The organism is Streptomyces sp. NPDC087440, from assembly GCF_044744005.1.
In the GTDB taxonomy this organism is placed as follows: Bacteria; Actinomycetota; Actinomycetes; order Streptomycetales; family Streptomycetaceae; genus Streptomyces.
On sequence record NZ_JBIUXN010000006.1, the window covers coordinates 97595 to 114394 of the forward strand.

Annotated in this window: 13 protein-coding genes; 1 reads left to right on the top strand and 12 read right to left on the bottom strand. The window is 71.5% G+C overall.

The features are described 5' to 3' along the window. Nucleotides 1-83: 83 nt before the first annotated feature. Nucleotides 84-1025, bottom strand: a complete 942-nt coding sequence (gene fmt, locus ACIO3O_RS15060; RefSeq protein WP_401745416.1) for a methionyl-tRNA formyltransferase — start codon at nucleotides 1023-1025, stop codon at nucleotides 84-86. 340 nt (nucleotides 1026-1365) lie between these two features. Here fmt and ACIO3O_RS15065 point away from each other — a divergent pair, with 340 nt between their 5' ends. Further along, entirely contained in the window at nucleotides 1366-2001 is a 636-nt protein-coding gene (locus ACIO3O_RS15065) for a hypothetical protein (protein WP_401745418.1), read from the top strand. Nucleotides 2002-2323: 322 nt separating this feature from the next. Here the strand turns inward: ACIO3O_RS15065 and ACIO3O_RS15070 are convergent, their stop codons facing one another. The 11 genes from ACIO3O_RS15070 to ACIO3O_RS15120 form a co-directional block, all read right to left on the bottom strand. Further along, on the bottom strand, nucleotides 2324-4480 hold the full coding sequence (locus ACIO3O_RS15070) for a primosomal protein N' (protein ID WP_401745420.1): 2157 nt from the start codon (nucleotides 4478-4480) through the stop codon (nucleotides 2324-2326). A gap of 805 nt (nucleotides 4481-5285) precedes the next feature. Next, nucleotides 5286-6494: a methionine adenosyltransferase gene (gene metK, locus ACIO3O_RS15075; protein WP_401745422.1), complete on the bottom strand. Its 1209-nt coding sequence runs from the start codon at nucleotides 6492-6494 to the stop codon at nucleotides 5286-5288. A 240-nt stretch (nucleotides 6495-6734) separates the two neighbouring features. Beyond that, nucleotides 6735-7961 (bottom strand): bifunctional phosphopantothenoylcysteine decarboxylase/phosphopantothenate--cysteine ligase CoaBC, encoded by a 1227-nt coding sequence (gene coaBC, locus ACIO3O_RS15080; protein ID WP_401745424.1) that lies wholly within the window; start codon nucleotides 7959-7961, stop codon nucleotides 6735-6737. A gap of 123 nt (nucleotides 7962-8084) precedes the next feature. Next, a complete protein-coding gene (gene rpoZ, locus ACIO3O_RS15085; RefSeq protein WP_003970369.1) occupies nucleotides 8085-8357 on the bottom strand; it encodes a DNA-directed RNA polymerase subunit omega in 273 nt (90 codons plus the stop codon). An 81-nt stretch (nucleotides 8358-8438) separates the two neighbouring features. Continuing rightward, complete coding sequence (gmk, locus tag ACIO3O_RS15090) at nucleotides 8439-9032, bottom strand: guanylate kinase (RefSeq protein WP_401745426.1); 594 nt, start codon at nucleotides 9030-9032, stop codon at nucleotides 8439-8441. Nucleotides 9033-9128: 96 nt separating this feature from the next. Then, nucleotides 9129-9452 (bottom strand): integration host factor, encoded by a 324-nt coding sequence (locus ACIO3O_RS15095; protein WP_003970367.1) that lies wholly within the window; start codon nucleotides 9450-9452, stop codon nucleotides 9129-9131. A 312-nt stretch (nucleotides 9453-9764) separates the two neighbouring features. Continuing rightward, the gene (gene pyrF, locus ACIO3O_RS15100) at nucleotides 9765-10598 is read right to left on the bottom strand and encodes an orotidine-5'-phosphate decarboxylase (RefSeq protein ID WP_401745428.1); all 834 of its coding nucleotides are present in this window, start codon (nucleotides 10596-10598) and stop codon (nucleotides 9765-9767) included. Further along, nucleotides 10595-11707, bottom strand: coding sequence for a quinone-dependent dihydroorotate dehydrogenase (locus tag ACIO3O_RS15105; protein WP_401745430.1), 1113 nt, complete (start codon nucleotides 11705-11707; stop codon nucleotides 10595-10597). Before ACIO3O_RS15105 ends, pyrF begins: the two co-directional genes overlap by 4 nt. An 82-nt stretch (nucleotides 11708-11789) precedes the next feature. Then, nucleotides 11790-15101 carry a carbamoyl-phosphate synthase large subunit gene (gene carB / locus ACIO3O_RS15110; protein ID WP_401745432.1) on the bottom strand — a complete coding sequence of 1104 codons (3312 nt, stop codon included), beginning with the start codon at nucleotides 15099-15101 and terminating at the stop codon, nucleotides 11790-11792. Then, nucleotides 15094-16230: a glutamine-hydrolyzing carbamoyl-phosphate synthase small subunit gene (gene carA, locus ACIO3O_RS15115; protein ID WP_401745434.1), complete on the bottom strand. Its 1137-nt coding sequence runs from the start codon at nucleotides 16228-16230 to the stop codon at nucleotides 15094-15096. The genes carB and carA overlap by 8 nt, the downstream gene beginning before the upstream one ends. Further along, complete coding sequence (locus ACIO3O_RS15120; protein ID WP_401745889.1) at nucleotides 16227-16790, bottom strand: hypothetical protein; 564 nt, start codon at nucleotides 16788-16790, stop codon at nucleotides 16227-16229. The genes carA and ACIO3O_RS15120 overlap by 4 nt, the downstream gene beginning before the upstream one ends. Nucleotides 16791-16800: the final 10 nt, after the last annotated feature.

Here is a 16800-nt window from a genome sequence, read left to right on the forward strand (position 1 = left end):
CGCGTATGTGAAGGGTGTTCCCCCTCAGGTTACGTCTGTCTCGGTGGGCGGCCCGCCCGGGCCGCCGGGCCCCCGGGCGGGGGTCAGGCCGTCGCGGCCCTGGTCAGGAGTTCTCCCGCGGTGATGCGCACGCCGCGCGCCCAGTCGGCGGCCTTCATCGGCTTCTTGCCCTGCGGCTGCACCCAGAGCAGCTCGACGGCGTGCGAGCCGGTGCCGACGTACACGTTGTTCTTGCCCGCGGACAGCTCACCGGGGGCGAGGTCGGTGCGGTCCGTGACGAGGCCCGTCTGCACCAGCTTCAGGCGCTCGCCGCGGAAGACGGTCCACGCGCCGGGAGCGGGCGTGCAGCCGCGCACGACCCGGTCGACGCGCAGCGCCGGGGCCGCCCAGTCGACCTGTGCGTCCTCGACGGTGATCTTCGGGGCGAGGGTGATGCCGTCGGCGGGCTGCGGAACGGGCTTCAGCGAGCCGTCCTCGATGCCGTCCATGGTCGCCACGAGCAGCCCGGACCCGGCGAAGGCCAGTCGCGTCAGCAGGTCGCCGCTGGTGTCCGTGGGCCGTACGTCCTCGGTGATCACCCCGTAGACCGGACCCGAGTCCAGGCCCTGCTCGATCTGGAAGGTCGACGCGCCGGTGACCTCGTCGCCCGCCATCACCGCGTGCTGCACGGGGGCCGCGCCGCGCCAGGCGGGGAGCAGCGAGAAGTGCAGGTTGACCCAGCCGTGGGCGGGGATCTCCAGGGCGGACTTGGGCAGCAGCGCGCCGTACGCGACGACCGGGCAGCAGTCCGGGCCGATCTCGCGCAGCCGTGCCTGGAACTCCTCGTCACGCGGCTTCACCGGCTTGAGCACCTCGATGCCCGCCTCCTCCGCGCGCTCCGCGACGGGGCTCGCGACCAGGCGGCGGCCGCGCCCGGCCGGGGCGTCGGGCCGGGTGACGACGGCGACGACCTCGTGCCGCGAGGCGATCAGGGCGTCCAGGGCGGGGACGGCGACCTCGGGGGTGCCGGCGAAGACGAGCTTCATGGGGGTACGAGCCTCTCGTTCGGGTCGTTCGGGCGAAGGAACGGCCCGCCGGACGTGCGGACGCGGGCAGCGCACCAGTCTATGGGCGTGGCCCCCGGGCCGCCCCGGCGGGCGTCAACGGCAGCGGACCGACCCGCGCTCCGGCGGCTTCGAACGCTCCGGAGGTCGGGGGCGTACGCATGTCCGTGCGCCCCGCGCATATGCGGACACGCCCCTGGAGCGTGACCACAACACCGGGTGGCGCGTTGGTCAAAAGAGATTGACCGAAACGGGTCGTCAACCTGACGGCCCCGTCCTTCTTCGTCCTTCTTCATTCAACGCCGGTTCGAGAGGCTTTTTCATGGCCGACCACGCAACCCATGACGCCCAAGCGCGGGCCAGCCTGCACCTGTTGGTACGGGACATCGAGCGGGTCCGCCGGCAGGTGGACGCACTGCGTACCCTCACCGCCCAGTTGGGCAACGTCTACCGCCCGCGCCGATCGGGTCCCTCCACGGGCTTCGTCGTGTACGGGCGGGCCCCCGCCCCGACCGTCCGCCTCGCACAGGAACTGCGGGACAGCGTCGAGACCCTGGTGACCGCCGCCGTGGACTTCGACCGCTCGCTCGGATTCTCGTGGGACGCGGTGGGGTCGGCGCTCGGGGTCACCAAGCAGGCGGTGCACCGCCGGTACGGCGCACGCCGGGCGGCCGCGCAGTCCGCCGCCGGGGCGGCCGCGGAGTCCCACGGTGCGGACTCCGCGACCTCCTCCGCTCCGTCCTCCGGGGGTTCGATCGCTCCCGTCTCCCCTGCCGCGGCGGCGAACGGGGCGGTCACCACCGCACCGGCCCCGGCCGTGACGCGCACGATGCCGGGGATGCTTCCGGCGGTGCCTGCGGCGCGGTCGATGCCGCCGCAGCCGACGGCCTCCAGCCAGTCGCTCCGCGAGGAATCCCGCCCTACGCCTCCCCCTTTCCCCAGCCCCCGCAACGGCTGACCCCCTTCCAGGGCCCCCTCCAGGCCCTCTCCAGGCCCTCGCCACCCCCATGGCGGGGGCCTTCCCCTGTACGTGCCGCACCCGGCCCCCCGATGCCTGCGGCGCTGCCCCGGCCCCGCCCTGCGCCGAAGCCGCCCCCCTTCCCCTGAGCCCCCTTGGGCGACGGGGCCGCCCCAGGGGGGCGGAACGGGCGGGCAAGGGGGCGGCCCACCCGACACCGGCCCCGCCCGGTACCGGCCCACCCCCACACCGCCCCCGGCCAAGCCCCCCGCCGGACGCCCGTCCACAGAACCCCCAGCCCACCCCCGTACCGCACACCCCCTCACCCAATGTCCGGCGGATCCACCCGAATCCGCACCCCCTCTCCCCCACCCCCCTTCGCCATCCGCGCCGCCTGTGCCACCTTCAACGCCCCCGCCAACGCCGCCCCCTTCCCCTGCGGCACCCTCACCAGCGCCCGCTCCCACCGCTCCCCCACCGGCGGGTCCTGCGGCCTGCGCGGCCGTCCCGGCTCCGTCACCGGCAGCGGGATCGGGCCCAACACCTCCGCCTCCACCGGCAGTTCCGCCACCCGCAGGAACTCCTCCAGGTCCTCCGCCCGCCCGCTGACCGCCGCCATCCGCGACACTGGCGGAAAGCCCAGCTCAGCCCGCTCCGCCAGCTCCCGCTGCGCGTTGCCCACGGGGTCCCAGCGCACCAGCGCCTGCACCGGCCGCAGCGTCGGCTCGGCGACGACGACCACGACCCCGCCCGCCTCCTGGCCCCGGACCAGCGAGGCCGCCGCGATCCAGCGGCGCAGCGCGTCCTCCCCGGCCCGCAGGTCGGGCCGCCCGAGCATGGCCCAGCCGTCGAGCAGCAGCGCCGCCGCGTACCCGCCCTCGGCGACCGGCTCGGCCCCGGGTGTGCTCACCACCAGGGCAGGTGCGCCCGGCACCACATCGAGGACATGGTCACGCCCCGACGTCCGCACCGGCACCGCCGGGAACGCCCGCCCCAGCTCCTCCGCCGTGCGCCGCGCGCCCACGATCTGCGCCCGCAGCCGGTTGAACCCGCACTCCGCGCACCGCCACTCGGCCTCGGTGCGCCCGCACCACCCGCACTGCAAATCCCGTGCGTCGGGGGCCTCCAGGGGTCCGGCACAGTGCCGGCACCGCGCGGGCGTCCGGCACCGCTCGCACGCCAACCTCGGGACATACCCGCGCCGGGGCACCTGCACCAGTACGGGACCGGTTTTCAGCCCCTCCCGTACGGTCTGCCAGGCGAGGCTCGGCAGCCGTGCCGCCCGCGCCGCCTCGTCCCGCGCCAACTCCTGGTCGCCCACGGTCCGTACGAGAGGAGCGGCCCTGCGCACCTGCTCCCGCGAGGCCGCCAACGGGCGCGCCCACCCGCTGGCCACCAGCTGCGCGGCCTCCACCGTGCAGCTCGTACTGCCCAGCAGGAAGGCGCACTTGTCGAGCGTCGCCCGCAGTTCCAGCACTTCCCGCGCATGCGGCAGCGGGGCGTGCAGCTCGCTCAGGTTCATGTCCCCGTCGTCCCAGACCACGACCAGCCCCAGGTCCCTGACCGGCGCGAACATCGCCGACCTGGTCCCCACCACCGCCCGCACGGCGCCCCGCCGCACGGCCAGCCACTCCCGGTACCGCTTCTCGGGCCCGGCGTCCGCGGTGAGCACCGCGTGCCGCCCTTCCCCCAGCACCGAGGTCAGCGCGGCGTCCACCCGCTCCACGCTCCGCCCGTCGGGCACCACCACGACCGCCCCGCGCCCGGACGCGAGCGTCGCACGCACCGCCCGGGCGATCTCCTCGGCCCACAGGGGCCCCGGGAGCGCAGTCCACACGGCCCGCGGGGCACCACCCCCGGCCAGCGCCTCCAGAAAGGCCGCCCCCTGCTCGTACCGCCCCCAACTCCCCACCTCGGGAACCCCGGGTGCGGGCAGCGGCGGCGGGAAGTCCTTCTTCTCCGCCCGCGCGTTCCTCGGCGGAACGGCCAGTTGCAGCACGTCCGCCAGGCTCCCCGCGTACCGGTCGGCGACCGCCCGCGCCAGCCCCAGCAGCTCCGCGCTCAGCACCGGCTCCGGCGACACCACCTGCGCGAGCGCGGCCAGCGGCCCGTGATAATCCGACTCGGCGACCCGCTCGACGATGAACCCGTCGATCAGCCCGCCCCCCTCCCGCCGTCCGTCCCGCACCCGGTGCGCCCCGGCGCCGAACCGCACCCGCACCCGCACCCCGGGCTGCGCCTCGGCGTCCAGCTCCTCGGTCACCGCGTAGTCGAAGTACCGGTCGAGATGCAGCACGCCCTTGTTCACCATCACCCGGGCGACGGGCAGCTCCTTGGCCAGCGGCGCCCCCCGCCACGTACGCGGCTTCGCCTTCGGCACCTGCTTCTCGTGCCGGAGGAACTCCCGCATCAGCGCCAGCTGCTCGGGCGGCCCCTCCACCGCCCCCTGCTCCTGCGACTGCTCGTCCTTGCTGCTCACAGCCCCATACCTACCATCCCCCTCTGACAACCGACCTGTCCGAGGCTGCCCCGGACCGCCCGAAATCGCCGTCTCGACAGCTCCGAAGAGATCGGGTTCCCTCCACTTCGGGAAACGGGAAACTCCGCCGACCGTCTTGTCCGGCCCACCGCACCGGGCCGAACCTGACCGGCGACGACGGGCGCGACCCACGCCCGGACACCGACGGCCCCGGGGGGACGAAGTGCCGGAAGAGACGTCCGCGTTCGGCAGCGAGCTGCGCCGCACCAGGCAGGCGGCACGCCTGACCGTGGCCGGGCTGGCGGCCCGCCTCTGCCGCGCGGAGCTCCGTGCGCGCGGGGCCCTGCTGGCGCTGCTGCCCGGTGTCACGCCGCCGTCCGGACCTGCCCGCCGCCAAGTGATGACAGCGGGCACGGCCGCCTCGACCGTGCTGCCCGATCTGGCCGAGCTGACAGCGTCAACGAGTCGGGGCCGACCGTCGACGCCCCGTCCTGAAATGCGGCAGGAGAGCGCCCGAGATCACAACGACAAGCAGCAAACGCCCCAAGGGCGCCTGGTGCCATGGCCCACTCGGCCACACCGGCCCCCGAGGGAACCGGCGGCGGGATTCGAACCCGCGAGGGTGCGATCACCCAGGAAGTAGCCGCTCGCCCGCGCACCGGGCTGCGGCCCAGCCCAGGGCCCAACCACCGTCCCGGTCGCGGCAATTGCGTACGACGCCACGCAACGCGCGACGGCCCCGCACACCGCCGAAGGGCGGATGCGGGGCCGTCGCGCAAGCGAGAGCCGTACGAAGTACGAGGGCCTACAGGCCGGCGGCCTTCTTCAGCGCCTCCACACGGTCCGTGCGCTCCCACGTGAAGTCGGGCAGCTCGCGGCCGAAGTGGCCGTACGCGGCCGTCTGCGCGTAGATCGGGCGCAGCAGGTCGAGGTCGCGGATGATCGCGGCCGGGCGGAGGTCGAAGACGTCCGCGATGGCGTGCTCGATGCGGTCGGTGTCGATGGTGGCGGTGCCGAAGGTCTCCACGAAGAGACCGACCGGCTCGGCCTTTCCGATCGCGTACGCGACCTGGACCTCGCAGCGCGCGGCGAGACCGGCGGCCACGACGTTCTTGGCGACCCAGCGCATCGCGTACGCGGCCGAGCGGTCGACCTTGGACGGGTCCTTGCCCGAGAAGGCGCCGCCGCCGTGGCGGGCCATGCCGCCGTACGTGTCGATGATGATCTTGCGGCCGGTGAGGCCGGCGTCGCCCATCGGGCCGCCGATCTCGAAGCGGCCGGTCGGGTTGACGAGGAGGCGGTAGCCCTCGGTGTCGAGCTTGATGCCGTCCTCGACGAGCTGCTTGAGGACGTGCTCGACGACGAACTCGCGGATGTCGGGGGCCAGGAGCGAGTCCAGGTCGATGTCCGAGGCGTGCTGCGAGGAGACGACGACCGTGTCGAGGCGGACGGCCTTGTCGCCGTCGTACTCGATGGTGACCTGGGTCTTGCCGTCGGGGCGCAGGTACGGGATCGTCCCGTTCTTGCGGACCTCGGACAGGCGGCGCGACAGACGGTGCGCGAGGTGGATCGGGAGCGGCATCAGCTCCGGGGTCTCGTCGCAGGCGTAGCCGAACATCAGGCCCTGGTCGCCCGCGCCCTGCTTGTCGAGCTCGTCCTCGTCACCTTCGACGCGCTTCTCGTAGGCGGTGTCGACGCCCTGCGCGATGTCCGGGGACTGCGCGCCGATGGACACCGAGACGCCGCAGGAGGCGCCGTCGAAGCCCTTCTTGGACGAGTCGTAGCCGATGTCGAGGATCTTCTCGCGCACGAGCTGGGCGATCGGCGCGTACGCCTTCGTGGTGACCTCACCGGCGACGTGCACGAGGCCCGTCGTGATCAGGGTCTCCACGGCGACCCGGGAGGTCGGGTCCTCCCGCAGGAGCGCGTCGAGAATCGTGTCGCTGATCTGGTCAGCGATCTTGTCGGGGTGGCCCTCGGTCACAGACTCCGAGGTGAAGAGACGACGGGACACAACGCTCCCTGGGGTTGCAGCGGCTGCTGGCTGATCATTGGCGGACCTGCCGGGAGCTGCGCCCGGCGTCGGTCCGCGACCACTTTATCGGTCGCTCCCGCCTGTCGGACCACGTGTCTCACCGAATGGCAATTGTGTGATCCGAGGCACTGCCTCGTGCAGTACGACAAAACGCCGGGGAACGGGGTCGAAAATGCTGTTTTGACCGTATTTCCGACCCCTGAAGGAGTGAGGCAGGCTCTAGGCGGACTCAGATCCCAGACGAGGGACGACCAAGTCCCACACGACATCCGCCAGAGCTTCCTTCGGACCGTGCGGAACGGGCGTCTCCGCGCCGTCCGCCGCGAGCACGACCGCCTCGTTCTCCTCGGAGCCGAAGGTCTTGCGCTCCCCCACCTCGTTGACGACGAGCAGGTCACAGCCCTTGCGCCGGAGCTTCTTGCGCCCGTTGGCGAGTACGTCGTCGGTCTCGGCGGCGAATCCGACCACCACCTGACCGGGCCGCAGCCGGGCACCCGTGCCGCCGCCCGCGACCTCGGCGAGGATGTCCGGATTGCGGACGAGGGCGACCGGCGCGGGCTCCTGGCCGTCCTGCTTCTTGATCTTTCCTGTGGCGTACGTCTCGGGGCGGAAGTCGGCCACCGCGGCGGCCATCACCACCGCGTCCGCGTCCGCGGCGGCCTTCAGGACCGCCTCGCGGAGCTGCACGGCGGTGCCCACGCGCACGATGTCGGCGCCCGCCGGGTCGGGCAGGCCGGTGTTCGCCTCGATGAGCGTGACCCGCGCGCCGCGCGCCAGGGCGGTGCGCGCGAGCGCGTACCCCTGCTTGCCGGAGGAACGGTTCCCCAGGTAGCGGACCGGGTCCAGCGGCTCGCGGGTGCCGCCCGCGCTGATGACGACGTGGCGGCCGGTCAGGTCGGGGGCAGCGACACCGCGCGCCAGGACCCGGCGGCAGGTCTCGAAGATCTCCACCGGGTCCGGGAAGCGGCCCTTGCCGGTGTCCACGCCGGTCAGGCGGCCCACGGCGGGCTCCAGGACGACCGCGCCCCGGCGGCGCAGCGTGGCGACGTTCTCCTGGGTGGCCGGGTGCTCCCACATCTCGGTGTGCATGGCCGGGGCGAAGAGCACCGGACAGCGGGCCGTGAGGAGGGTGTTGGTCAGGAGGTCGTCGGCGAGGCCGTGCGCCGCCTTGGCGAGCATGTCGGCGGTGGCGGGGGCGACGACGACGAGGTCGGCGTGCTGGCCGATGCGCACGTGCGGGACCTCGTGGACGGAGTCCCAGACCTCGGTGGAGACCGGGTTGCCCGACAGCGCCGACCAGGTGGCCGCGCCCACGAAGTGCAGGGACGCCTCGGTCGGCACGACCCGTACGTCGTGGCCGGACTCGGTCAGCCGGCGCAGCAGCTCGCACGCCTTGTAGGCGGCGATGCCACCGCTGACTCCCAGGACGACCTTCGGCTTCTCCACCACTACCGCTCCCCGCGCTCTTCGGATGCGTACAGGACCATCACACACCACAGGCCCGACGGGAGTCCCGTCGGGCCTGTGGTGAAGGTGCTGGTGCTGCCAAATTTTCGTACTGACTACTGGCTACTGGGCCGGACCCTCGATGGCCTCGGAGGTCAGCAGGCCCGCGTTGATCTCACGCAGGGCGATCGAGAGGGGCTTCTCGTGGACGTGGGTGTCCACCAGCGGACCGACGTACTCCAGCAGGCCCTCGCCGAGCTGGGAGTAGTACGCGTTGATCTGGCGCGCGCGCTTGGCCGCGTAGATCACGAGGCTGTACTTCGAGTCCGTGGCCTCGAGCAGCTCATCGATCGGCGGGTTGATGATGCCCTCGGGCGTGGTGATGGAAGAGGACACGCTCTACCTTCCGAAAACTTCCGGGATACCCGGCTTCCCGGAGGACCGGTCTTCTGGGGCGCCCGAAAAAGTGGACAAAGATCAAACAACTTCCATCAACGTTAGCAGCTCACGTGCTACGTCCTCGACGGAGGTGTTGACAAGGGTGGTGTCGAACTCGGACTCGGCGGCCAGTTCGATCTTGGCGGCGGCGAGCCGACGCTCGATGACCTCGGGCGATTCGGTGCCGCGCCCGGTGAGGCGGCGGACCAGCTCGTCCCAGTTCGGCGGCGCGAGGAACACCAGCTGGGAGTCCGACATCGACTCCTTGACCTGGCGGGCGCCCTCCAGCTCGATCTCCAGGAGGACGGGCTCGCCCGCCTCCAGGCGCTCGACGACCGCGTTGCGCGGGGTGCCGTAGCGGTTGCCCGCGAACTCGGCCCACTCCAGCAGCTCGCCGTTGGCGATCAGCTTGTCCATCTCCTCGTCGGTGACGAAGAAGTAGTGCACACCGTGCTTCTCACCGGGCCGCGGCTTGCGGGTGGTGGCCGACACGGAGAGCCAGACCTCGGGGTGGACCTTGCGCATGTGCGACACGACCGTGCTCTTGCCGACCCCGGAGGGGCCGGAGAGCACGGTCAGCCGCGGACGTGCGTCCGGGGGTACGGGGGACGTCCCCCGGGATGTTGCAGCCATGGAGCGATTATTCCAGCTTCCCGGGCGTGCCCGGACCGCGAGTCAATCGCCGTGTGCGTGGACGGGGAGTACGGCCCGGTCGTCCTGGAGGGACGATCAGGCCGGGCTGCCGCCGAACTCGCGCTCCAGGGATGCGATCTGGTTGGAGCCGAGACCGCGCACCCGGCGGCTCTCGGAGATGCCGAGCCGCTCCATGATCTGCTTGGCGCGGACCTTGCCCACGCCGGGCAGGGACTCAAGGAGGGCGGAGACCTTCATCTTCCCGATGACGTCGTTCTCCTGGCCCTGCTTGATGACCTCGTGGAGGGAAGCGCCGGAGTGCTTGAGTCGATTCTTGACCTCGGCCCGCTCCCGGCGAGCCGCGGCGGCCTTTTCGAGCGCGGCTGCGCGCTGTTCAGGGGTAAGGGGCGGAAGAGCCACGCCTACGTCACCTCGGATGTCGAACTGTCGGATACGGACCGGCGCAGAGCTAGTAACCCCGCACGCGGTGACCAAACACACGGTGGAGCTGTGCGTTTGCTCTCGTCGGAGACTAGCGGGGTTGGCCGCTCCCGTCAGTGAGAACGGACTAAAAGTCCTGGTCAGCCTCAGACGACCAGGACATTTGCCCCATATCGCCCTGGTTTTGGGTAAGGAATGCGTCAACATCGCGCCCCGGCCCGACGCACGGAGGGCACGAACCCGTCTCCGGTCCGCGCCCTCCGTGCTGCGTCAGGTCTTCCGACAGGCCTCTCAGGCCCCGGCGACCGCCTCGCGCACCTCGTCCGCGAAGCGCTGTGCGGAATCCCTCAGTCCGGTCTTGTCGGGGCCGTGGCGCAGGACGCCCCGGCTCACGCTCGGTACGACGTTGCCGACGGCGGAGCCGAAGACGCCGGGAAGGTCGGCCGGGGTCGCGCCCTGCGCGCCGATGCCGGGGGCGAGCAGCGGGCCGTTGATCGCGAGGTCCGCGCCCGCGTCGCCCAGGGTCGCGCCGACGACCGCGCCGACGGAGCCCATCGGGTCGGCGCCCGCGTTCTCGGCGGCCATGTGGTCCAGCATCAGCTGGGCCAGCGAGCGTCCGTCGGCGGCGGTGGCGCGCTGCACCTCGGCGCCCTCCGGGTTGGAGGTGAGGGCGAGGACGAAAACGCCCGCGCCGTTCGCGGCGGCCAGGTCGAGCGCGGGGCGCAGCGAGCCGAAGCCGAGGTACGGGGAGACGGTCACCGCGTCGGAGAAGAGCGGGGAGGCCGGGTCCAGGTAGGTGGCGGCGTACGCGCCCATGGTGGAGCCGATGTCGCCGCGCTTGGCGTCCATCAGGACCAGGGCCCCGGCGGCGCGGGACTCCTCGACGGCCTTCTCCAGGACGGCGACGCCGCGCGAGCCGAAGCGCTCGAAGAACGCGGACTGCGGCTTGAGGACGGCGACCCGGTCGGCCAGCGCCTCCACGACGGTCCGGGTGAAGGTCTCCAGGCCCTTGATGTCGTCGTCCAGGCCCCAGGCCTGCAGCAGCGAGGCGTGCGGGTCGATGCCGACGCAGAGGGGGCCGCGGGTGTCCATGGCGGCGCGAAGACGCGTACCGAACGGGGTCATGCGGAGGCCTTCTTCCGGGTGTCTGCGCCGACGGCCTCGGCGAGGGTCTGGTACGGGCTGTTGGCGAGGCGCGCGGCCAGGCCCTTGTGGATCGCGCGGGCGTAGAAGGGGCCCTCGTAGATGAAGGCGCTGTAGCCCTGGATGAGGGTGGCGCCCGCGAGGATGCGCTGCCAGGCGTCCTCGGCGTTCTCGATGCCGCCCACCCCGATGAGGGTGAGGTCGTCGCCCACACGGGCGTACAGGCGGCGCAGGACCTCCAGGGAGCGCGCCTTGACGGGGGCGCCGGAGAGGCCGCCGGTCTCGCCGTACAGCTCCGGGGAGGACTTCAGGCCCAGGCTCTCGCGGGCGATGGTGGTGTTGGTGGCGATGATGCCGTCGAGGCCCAGCTCCAGGGCCAGGTCGGCGACCGCGTCGACGTCCTCGTCCGCGAGGTCCGGGGCGATCTTGACCAGGAGCGGGACGCGGCGGTCGGTGACCGTGCGGTCGGCCGCCTCGCGTACGGCGGTGAGCAGCGGGCGCAGCGACTCGGTGGCCTGGAGGTTGCGCAGGCCCGGGGTGTTCGGGGAGGACACGTTGACCACGAGGTAGTCGGCGTGGGCGGCGAGGCGTTCGGTGGACGCCACGTAGTCGCCGACCGCTTCCTCCTCCGGGACGACCTTGGTCTTGCCGATGTTGACGCCGACGGTCGCCTTGAAGACCGGGTTGCGGGCCGCCAGGCGGGCGGCCACGGCCTCCGAGCCCTCGTTGTTGAAACCCATGCGGTTGATGAGCGCGCGGTCCGCGATCAGGCGGAAGAGGCGCTTCTTGGGGTTGCCGGGCTGCGGCTGGGCGGTGACGGTGCCGATCTCGATGTGGTCGAAGCCGAGCATGGTCATGCCGTCGATGGCCACGGCGTTCTTGTCGAACCCGGCGGCCAGGCCGAACGGGCCGTGCATGCGCAGGCCGAGGGCCTCCGTACGGAGCTCCGTGAAGCGCGGAGCGAGGGCGGCGGCCACGAACGTACGCAGGACGGGGACGCGGGCGGCCAGGCGGATCCAGCGGAAGGCCAGGTAGTGGGCCTTCTCGGGGTCCATCCGCTTGAAGACGAGGTTGAAGAAGAACTTGTACATGGGTGCCTTCGCAGAAGTCTGGGTGAGGGGGCTCGCGAAGAGGGGGACACCGGATGCTTCCGGTGTCCCCCTCCCTGGCCGCTCAGTCCTCGCGGGCCGCGGTCAGATGTTCCGCGTGTTCCTGGAGGGAGCGGACCCCCACGTCGCCGCGGTTGAGCGCGTCGATGCCCTGCACGGCGGCGGCGAGCGCCTGGACCGTGGTGAGGCAGGGGACGGAGCGGGAGACCGCCGCCGTACGGATCTCGTAGCCGTCGAGGCGGCCGCCCGTGCCGTACGGGGTGTTGATGATGAGGTCGACCTCGCCGTCGTGGATCAGCTGGACGATGGTCTTCTCACCGCCCGGGCCCTCGCCCTCGGACTGCTTGCGCACGACGGTGGCGTTGATGCCGTTGCGCTTGAGGACCTCGGCGGTGCCGGAGGTGGCCAGCAGCTCGAAGCCGTGGGCGACCAGCTCGCGGGCCGGGAAGATCATCGAGCGCTTGTCGCGGTTGGCGACCGAGATGAAGGTGCGGCCCTTGGTGGGCAGCGGGCCGTACGCACCGGCCTGCGACTTGGCGTACGCCGTGCCGAAGACCGAGTCGATGCCCATGACCTCGCCGGTGGAGCGCATCTCCGGGCCGAGCACCGTGTCGACGCCTCGTCCGTGCATGTCGCGGAAGCGGCTCCACGGCATCACGGCCTCCTTGACGGAGATCGGCGCGTCCTGCGGCAGCGTGCCGCCGTCGCCGGTGGCCGGGAGCATGCCCTCGGCGCGCAGCTCGGCGACGGTGGCGCCCAGCGAGATGCGGGCGGCGGCCTTGGCCAGCGGCACCGCGGTCGCCTTCGAGGTGAAGGGGACGGTGCGCGAGGCGCGCGGGTTGGCTTCGAGGACGTAGAGGATGTCCCCGGCCATGGCGAACTGGATGTTGATCAGGCCACGGACCCCGACACCGCGAGCGATGGCCTCGGTCGAGGCGCGCAGGCGCTTTATGTCGTGGCCGCCGAGGGTGATCGGGGGCAGCGCGCAGGCGGAGTCGCCGGAGTGGATGCCGGCTTCCTCGATGTGCTCCATGACGCCGCCGAGGTAGAGCTCGGTGCCGTCGTAGAGGGCGTCGACGTCGATCTCGATCGCGTCGTCGAGGAAGCGGTCGACCAGGACCGGGCGGTCCGGGCTGATCTCGGTGGACTCCTCGATGTAGGAGGAGAGGCGGGTCTCGTCGTAGACGATCTCCATGCCGCGGCCGCCGAGCACGTACGACGGGCGTACGAGGACGGGGTAGCCGATCTCGTCGGCGATGGCCTTGGCCTCGGAGAACGTGGTGGCGGTGCCGTGCTTGGGGGCCGGGAGACCGGCCTCGGCGAGCACCCGGCCGAACGCGCCGCGGTCCTCGGCGGCGTGGATGGCCTCCGGGGAGGTGCCGACGACGGGCACGCCGTTGTCCTTGAGCGCCTGGGCGAGACCCAGCGGGGTCTGGCCGCCGAGCTGGACGATGACACCGGCGATGGGGCCCGCGAGGGACTCCGCGTGGACGATCTCCAGCACGTCTTCGAGCGTCAGCGGCTCGAAGTACAGGCGGTCGGAGGTGTCGTAGTCGGTGGAGACGGTCTCCGGGTTGCAGTTGACCATCACGGTCTCGTAGCCCGCGTCGCTGAGCGCGAAGGAGGCGTGGACGCAGGAGTAGTCGAACTCGATGCCCTGGCCGATGCGGTTCGGGCCGGAGCCCAGGATGATCACGGCGGGCTTCTCGCGCGGCGCGACCTCGCTCTCCTCGTCGTACGAGGAGTAGAAGTACGGGGTCTTGGCGGCGAACTCGGCGGCGCAGGTGTCGACCGTCTTGTAGACCGGGCGGACGCCCAGCGCGTGCCGGACCTCGCGGACGACGTCCTCGCGCAGGTCGCGGATCTCGGCGATCTGCACGTCGGAGAAGCCGTGACGCTTGGCGTCGGCCAGCAGCTGGGGCTCCAGCTTGTCGGCGGCGGCCAGCTCGTCCGCGTACTCCTTGATCAGGAACAGCTGGTCGACGAACCAGGGGTCGATCTTCGTGGCGTCGAAGACTTCTTCCTGGGTGGCGCCGGCCCGGATGGCCTGCATGACGGTGTTGATGCGGCCGTCGGTGGGGACCTTGGCGATCTCCAGGAGTTCGGCCTTGTCGCCGGGCTCGCCGACGAAGGTGAACTGGCTGCCCTTCTTCTCCAGGGAGCGCAGCGCCTTGTTGAGGGCCTCGGTGAAGTTGCGGCCGATGGCCATGGCCTCGCCGACCGACTTCATGGTGGTGGTGAGGGTGGCGTCGGCGGCCGGGAACTTCTCGAAGGCGAAGCGCGGGACCTTGACGACGACGTAGTCGAGGGTCGGCTCGAAGGAGGCCGGCGTCTTCTCGGTGATGTCGTTGGGGATCTCGTCCAGCGTGTAGCCGACGGCCAGGCGGGCGGCGATCTTGGCGATCGGGAAGCCGGTCGCCTTCGACGCCAGCGCCGAGGAGCGCGAGACGCGGGGGTTCATCTCGATGACGATGATGCGGCCGTCGTCGGGGTTGACCGCGAACTGGATGTTGCAGCCGCCGGTGTCGACGCCGACCTCGCGGATGATCGCGATGCCGATGTCGCGCAGGCGCTGGTACTCGCGGTCGGTCAGCGTCATCGCGGGGGCGACGGTGATCGAGTCGCCGGTGTGGACGCCCATCGGGTCGAAGTTCTCGATGGAGCAGACGACCACGACGTTGTCGTTCTTGTCGCGCATCAGCTCCAGCTCGTACTCCTTCCAGCCGAGGATGGACTCCTCCAGGAGCACCTCGGTGGTCGGGGAGAGCGTGAGGCCCTGTCCGGCGATGCGGCGCAGCTCCTCCTCGTCGTGCGCGAAGCCGGAGCCGGCGCCGCCCATGGTGAAGGAGGGGCGCACGACGACGGGGTAGCCGCCGAGGGTGTCGACGCCCTTGATCACGTCTTCCATCGTGTGGCAGATGACCGAGCGGGCGGACTCGCCGTGCCCGATCTTCTTGCGGACCTCTTCGACGACGCCCTTGAAGAGGTCGCGGTCCTCGCCCTTGTTGATGGCCTCGACGTTGGCGCCGATCAGCTCCACGCCGTACTTCTCCAGCACACCCTGCTCGTGCATGGAGATCGCGGTGTTGAGCGCGGTCTGACCGCCGAGGGTCGGCAGGAGGGCGTCGGGGCGCTCCTTGGCGATGATCTTCTCGACGTACTCCGGGGTGATCGGCTCGACGTACGTGGCGTCGGCGATCTCCGGGTCGGTCATGATCGTCGCGGGGTTCGAGTTGACCAGGATGACCCGCAGGCCCTCGGCCTTGAGGATGCGGCAGGCCTGGGTGCCGGAGTAGTCGAACTCCGCGGCCTGGCCGATGACGATCGGGCCGGAGCCGATGACCAGGACGGACTGGATATCGGTGCGCTTAGGCACGCTGGCCCTCCATGAGCTGTACGAAGCGGTCGAACAGGTACGCGGCGTCGTGCGGCCCTGCCGCTGCCTCGGGGTGGTACTGGACGCTGAACGCGGGCTGGTCGAGGAGCTGGAGGCCCTCCACCACGTTGTCGTTCAGGCAGACGTGGGAGACCTCGGCGCGGCCGTAGGGCGTGTCCGAGACCTTGTCGAGGGGCGCGTCGACGGCGAAGCCGTGGTTGTGCGCGGTGACCTCGACCTTGCCGGTGGTGCGGTCCTGCACCGGCTGGTTGATGCCGCGGTGGCCGTACTTCAGCTTGTACGTGCCGAAGCCGAGCGCGCGGCCGAGGATCTGGTTGCCGAAGCAGATGCCGAACAGGGGGGTCTTCTTGGCGAGGACCTCCTTGATGACGGTCAGGTCGACGGTGGCCGGGTCGCCGGGGCCGTTGGAGAGGAAGACACCGTCGGGGCCGACGGCGTACAGGTCCTCGGCGGTGGCCGTGGCGGGCATCACGTGGACCTCGATGCCGCGCTCGGCCATCAGCGCCGGGGTCATGCCCTTGATGCCGAGGTCGATGGCGGCGACGGTGAAGCGCTTCTCGCCGACCGCGGGGACGACGTACGTCTCCTTGGTGGCGACCTCCGCGGAGAGGTCGGCGCCCTTCATCTGGGGGGCCTGCTTGACCCGCTCCAGCAGGGTGGCCTCGTCGGCCAGCGCCTCGCCGGAGAAGATGCCGACGCGCATGGCGCCGCGCTCGCGCAGGTGGCGGGTGAGGGCGCGGGTGTCGATGCCGGAGATCCCGACGACGCCCTGCTTGCTCAGCTCGTCGTCCAGGGAGCGCTGCGAGCGCCAGTTGGACGGGATGCGGGCGGGGTCGCGGACCACGTATCCGGCGACCCAGATCTTCGCCGACTCGTCGTCCTCGTCGTTGACGCCGGTGTTGCCCACGTGCGGGGCGGTCATCACGACGACCTGACGGTGGTACGAGGGGTCGGTGAGGGTTTCCTGGTAACCGGTCATGCCGGTGTTGAACACCGCCTCGCCGAAGGTCTCCCCCACGGCCCCGTAGGCGCGGCCGCGGAAGCTGCGGCCGTCCTCCAGGACGAGTACGGCGGGAGCCTGTCCGGCTCCCCGGGTGGAGATCGTCATCGTGCGGTGCCTTCCGTAGTAACTGCGTTGTTCATGGTGTTGATCGCCTCGACCCAGGCCGCGTGCTCCGCCGCCCTGTCGGAGCGGAAGCCGGAGTCCAGCTGCTTGCCGCCGTGCTCCCAGGTGACGACCAGGAGGCCGCCCTCCGCGAGGACCTTGCCCGCGATGCCCTTGTCGAGGCGGGCCTCGACGAGCTGCGCGCGCGGGATGAAGAAGTCGTCCGCGCCGGGGCGTACGACGTCCAGCCCCTGGTCGGTCAGGGTGAGCTCGGCCCGGCTGCGCGTGCCCAGGCCGTGGGCCACGATCCGGTCGAGCCACTGCCCGGCGGTGGTGGAGCCGTGGTACCGGCCGCTCATCCTCAGCTTCGCCGCACCCGGCTCCGACGGCGATTCGGGGAGCTCGGGCAGGTCCGACTGGAGGGTGCCGCGCCACTTCCAGCCCTGGCGCATCAGCCAGTAGACGAGGGCGACGAAGAGACCGAGTCCGACGACCCAGCCGATGCGTCCCGACCAGTTCGTCACCTCCGCCGACTTCTGCTCGGCTGCCAGGCTTGCCGCCATTACCAGGTGA

What these genes read in the sequence shown, in the direction of transcription:
- fmt (WP_401745416.1), bottom strand. Translation starts at nt 1,025, where the DNA reads ATGAAGCTCGTCTTCGCCGGCACCCCCGAGGTCGCCGTCCCCGCCCTG.
- ACIO3O_RS15065 (WP_401745418.1), top strand. Translation starts at nt 1,366, where the DNA reads ATGGCCGACCACGCAACCCATGACGCCCAAGCGCGGGCCAGCCTGCAC.
- gmk (WP_401745426.1), bottom strand. Translation starts at nt 9,032, where the DNA reads ATGGCTGCAACATCCCGGGGGACGTCCCCCGTACCCCCGGACGCACGT.
- pyrF (WP_401745428.1), bottom strand. Translation starts at nt 10,598, where the DNA reads ATGACCCCGTTCGGTACGCGTCTTCGCGCCGCCATGGACACCCGCGGC.
- ACIO3O_RS15105 (WP_401745430.1), bottom strand. Translation starts at nt 11,707, where the DNA reads ATGTACAAGTTCTTCTTCAACCTCGTCTTCAAGCGGATGGACCCCGAG.
- carA (WP_401745434.1), bottom strand. Translation starts at nt 16,230, where the DNA reads ATGACGATCTCCACCCGGGGAGCCGGACAGGCTCCCGCCGTACTCGTC.
- ACIO3O_RS15120 (WP_401745889.1), bottom strand. Translation starts at nt 16,790, where the DNA reads ATGGCGGCAAGCCTGGCAGCCGAGCAGAAGTCGGCGGAGGTGACGAAC.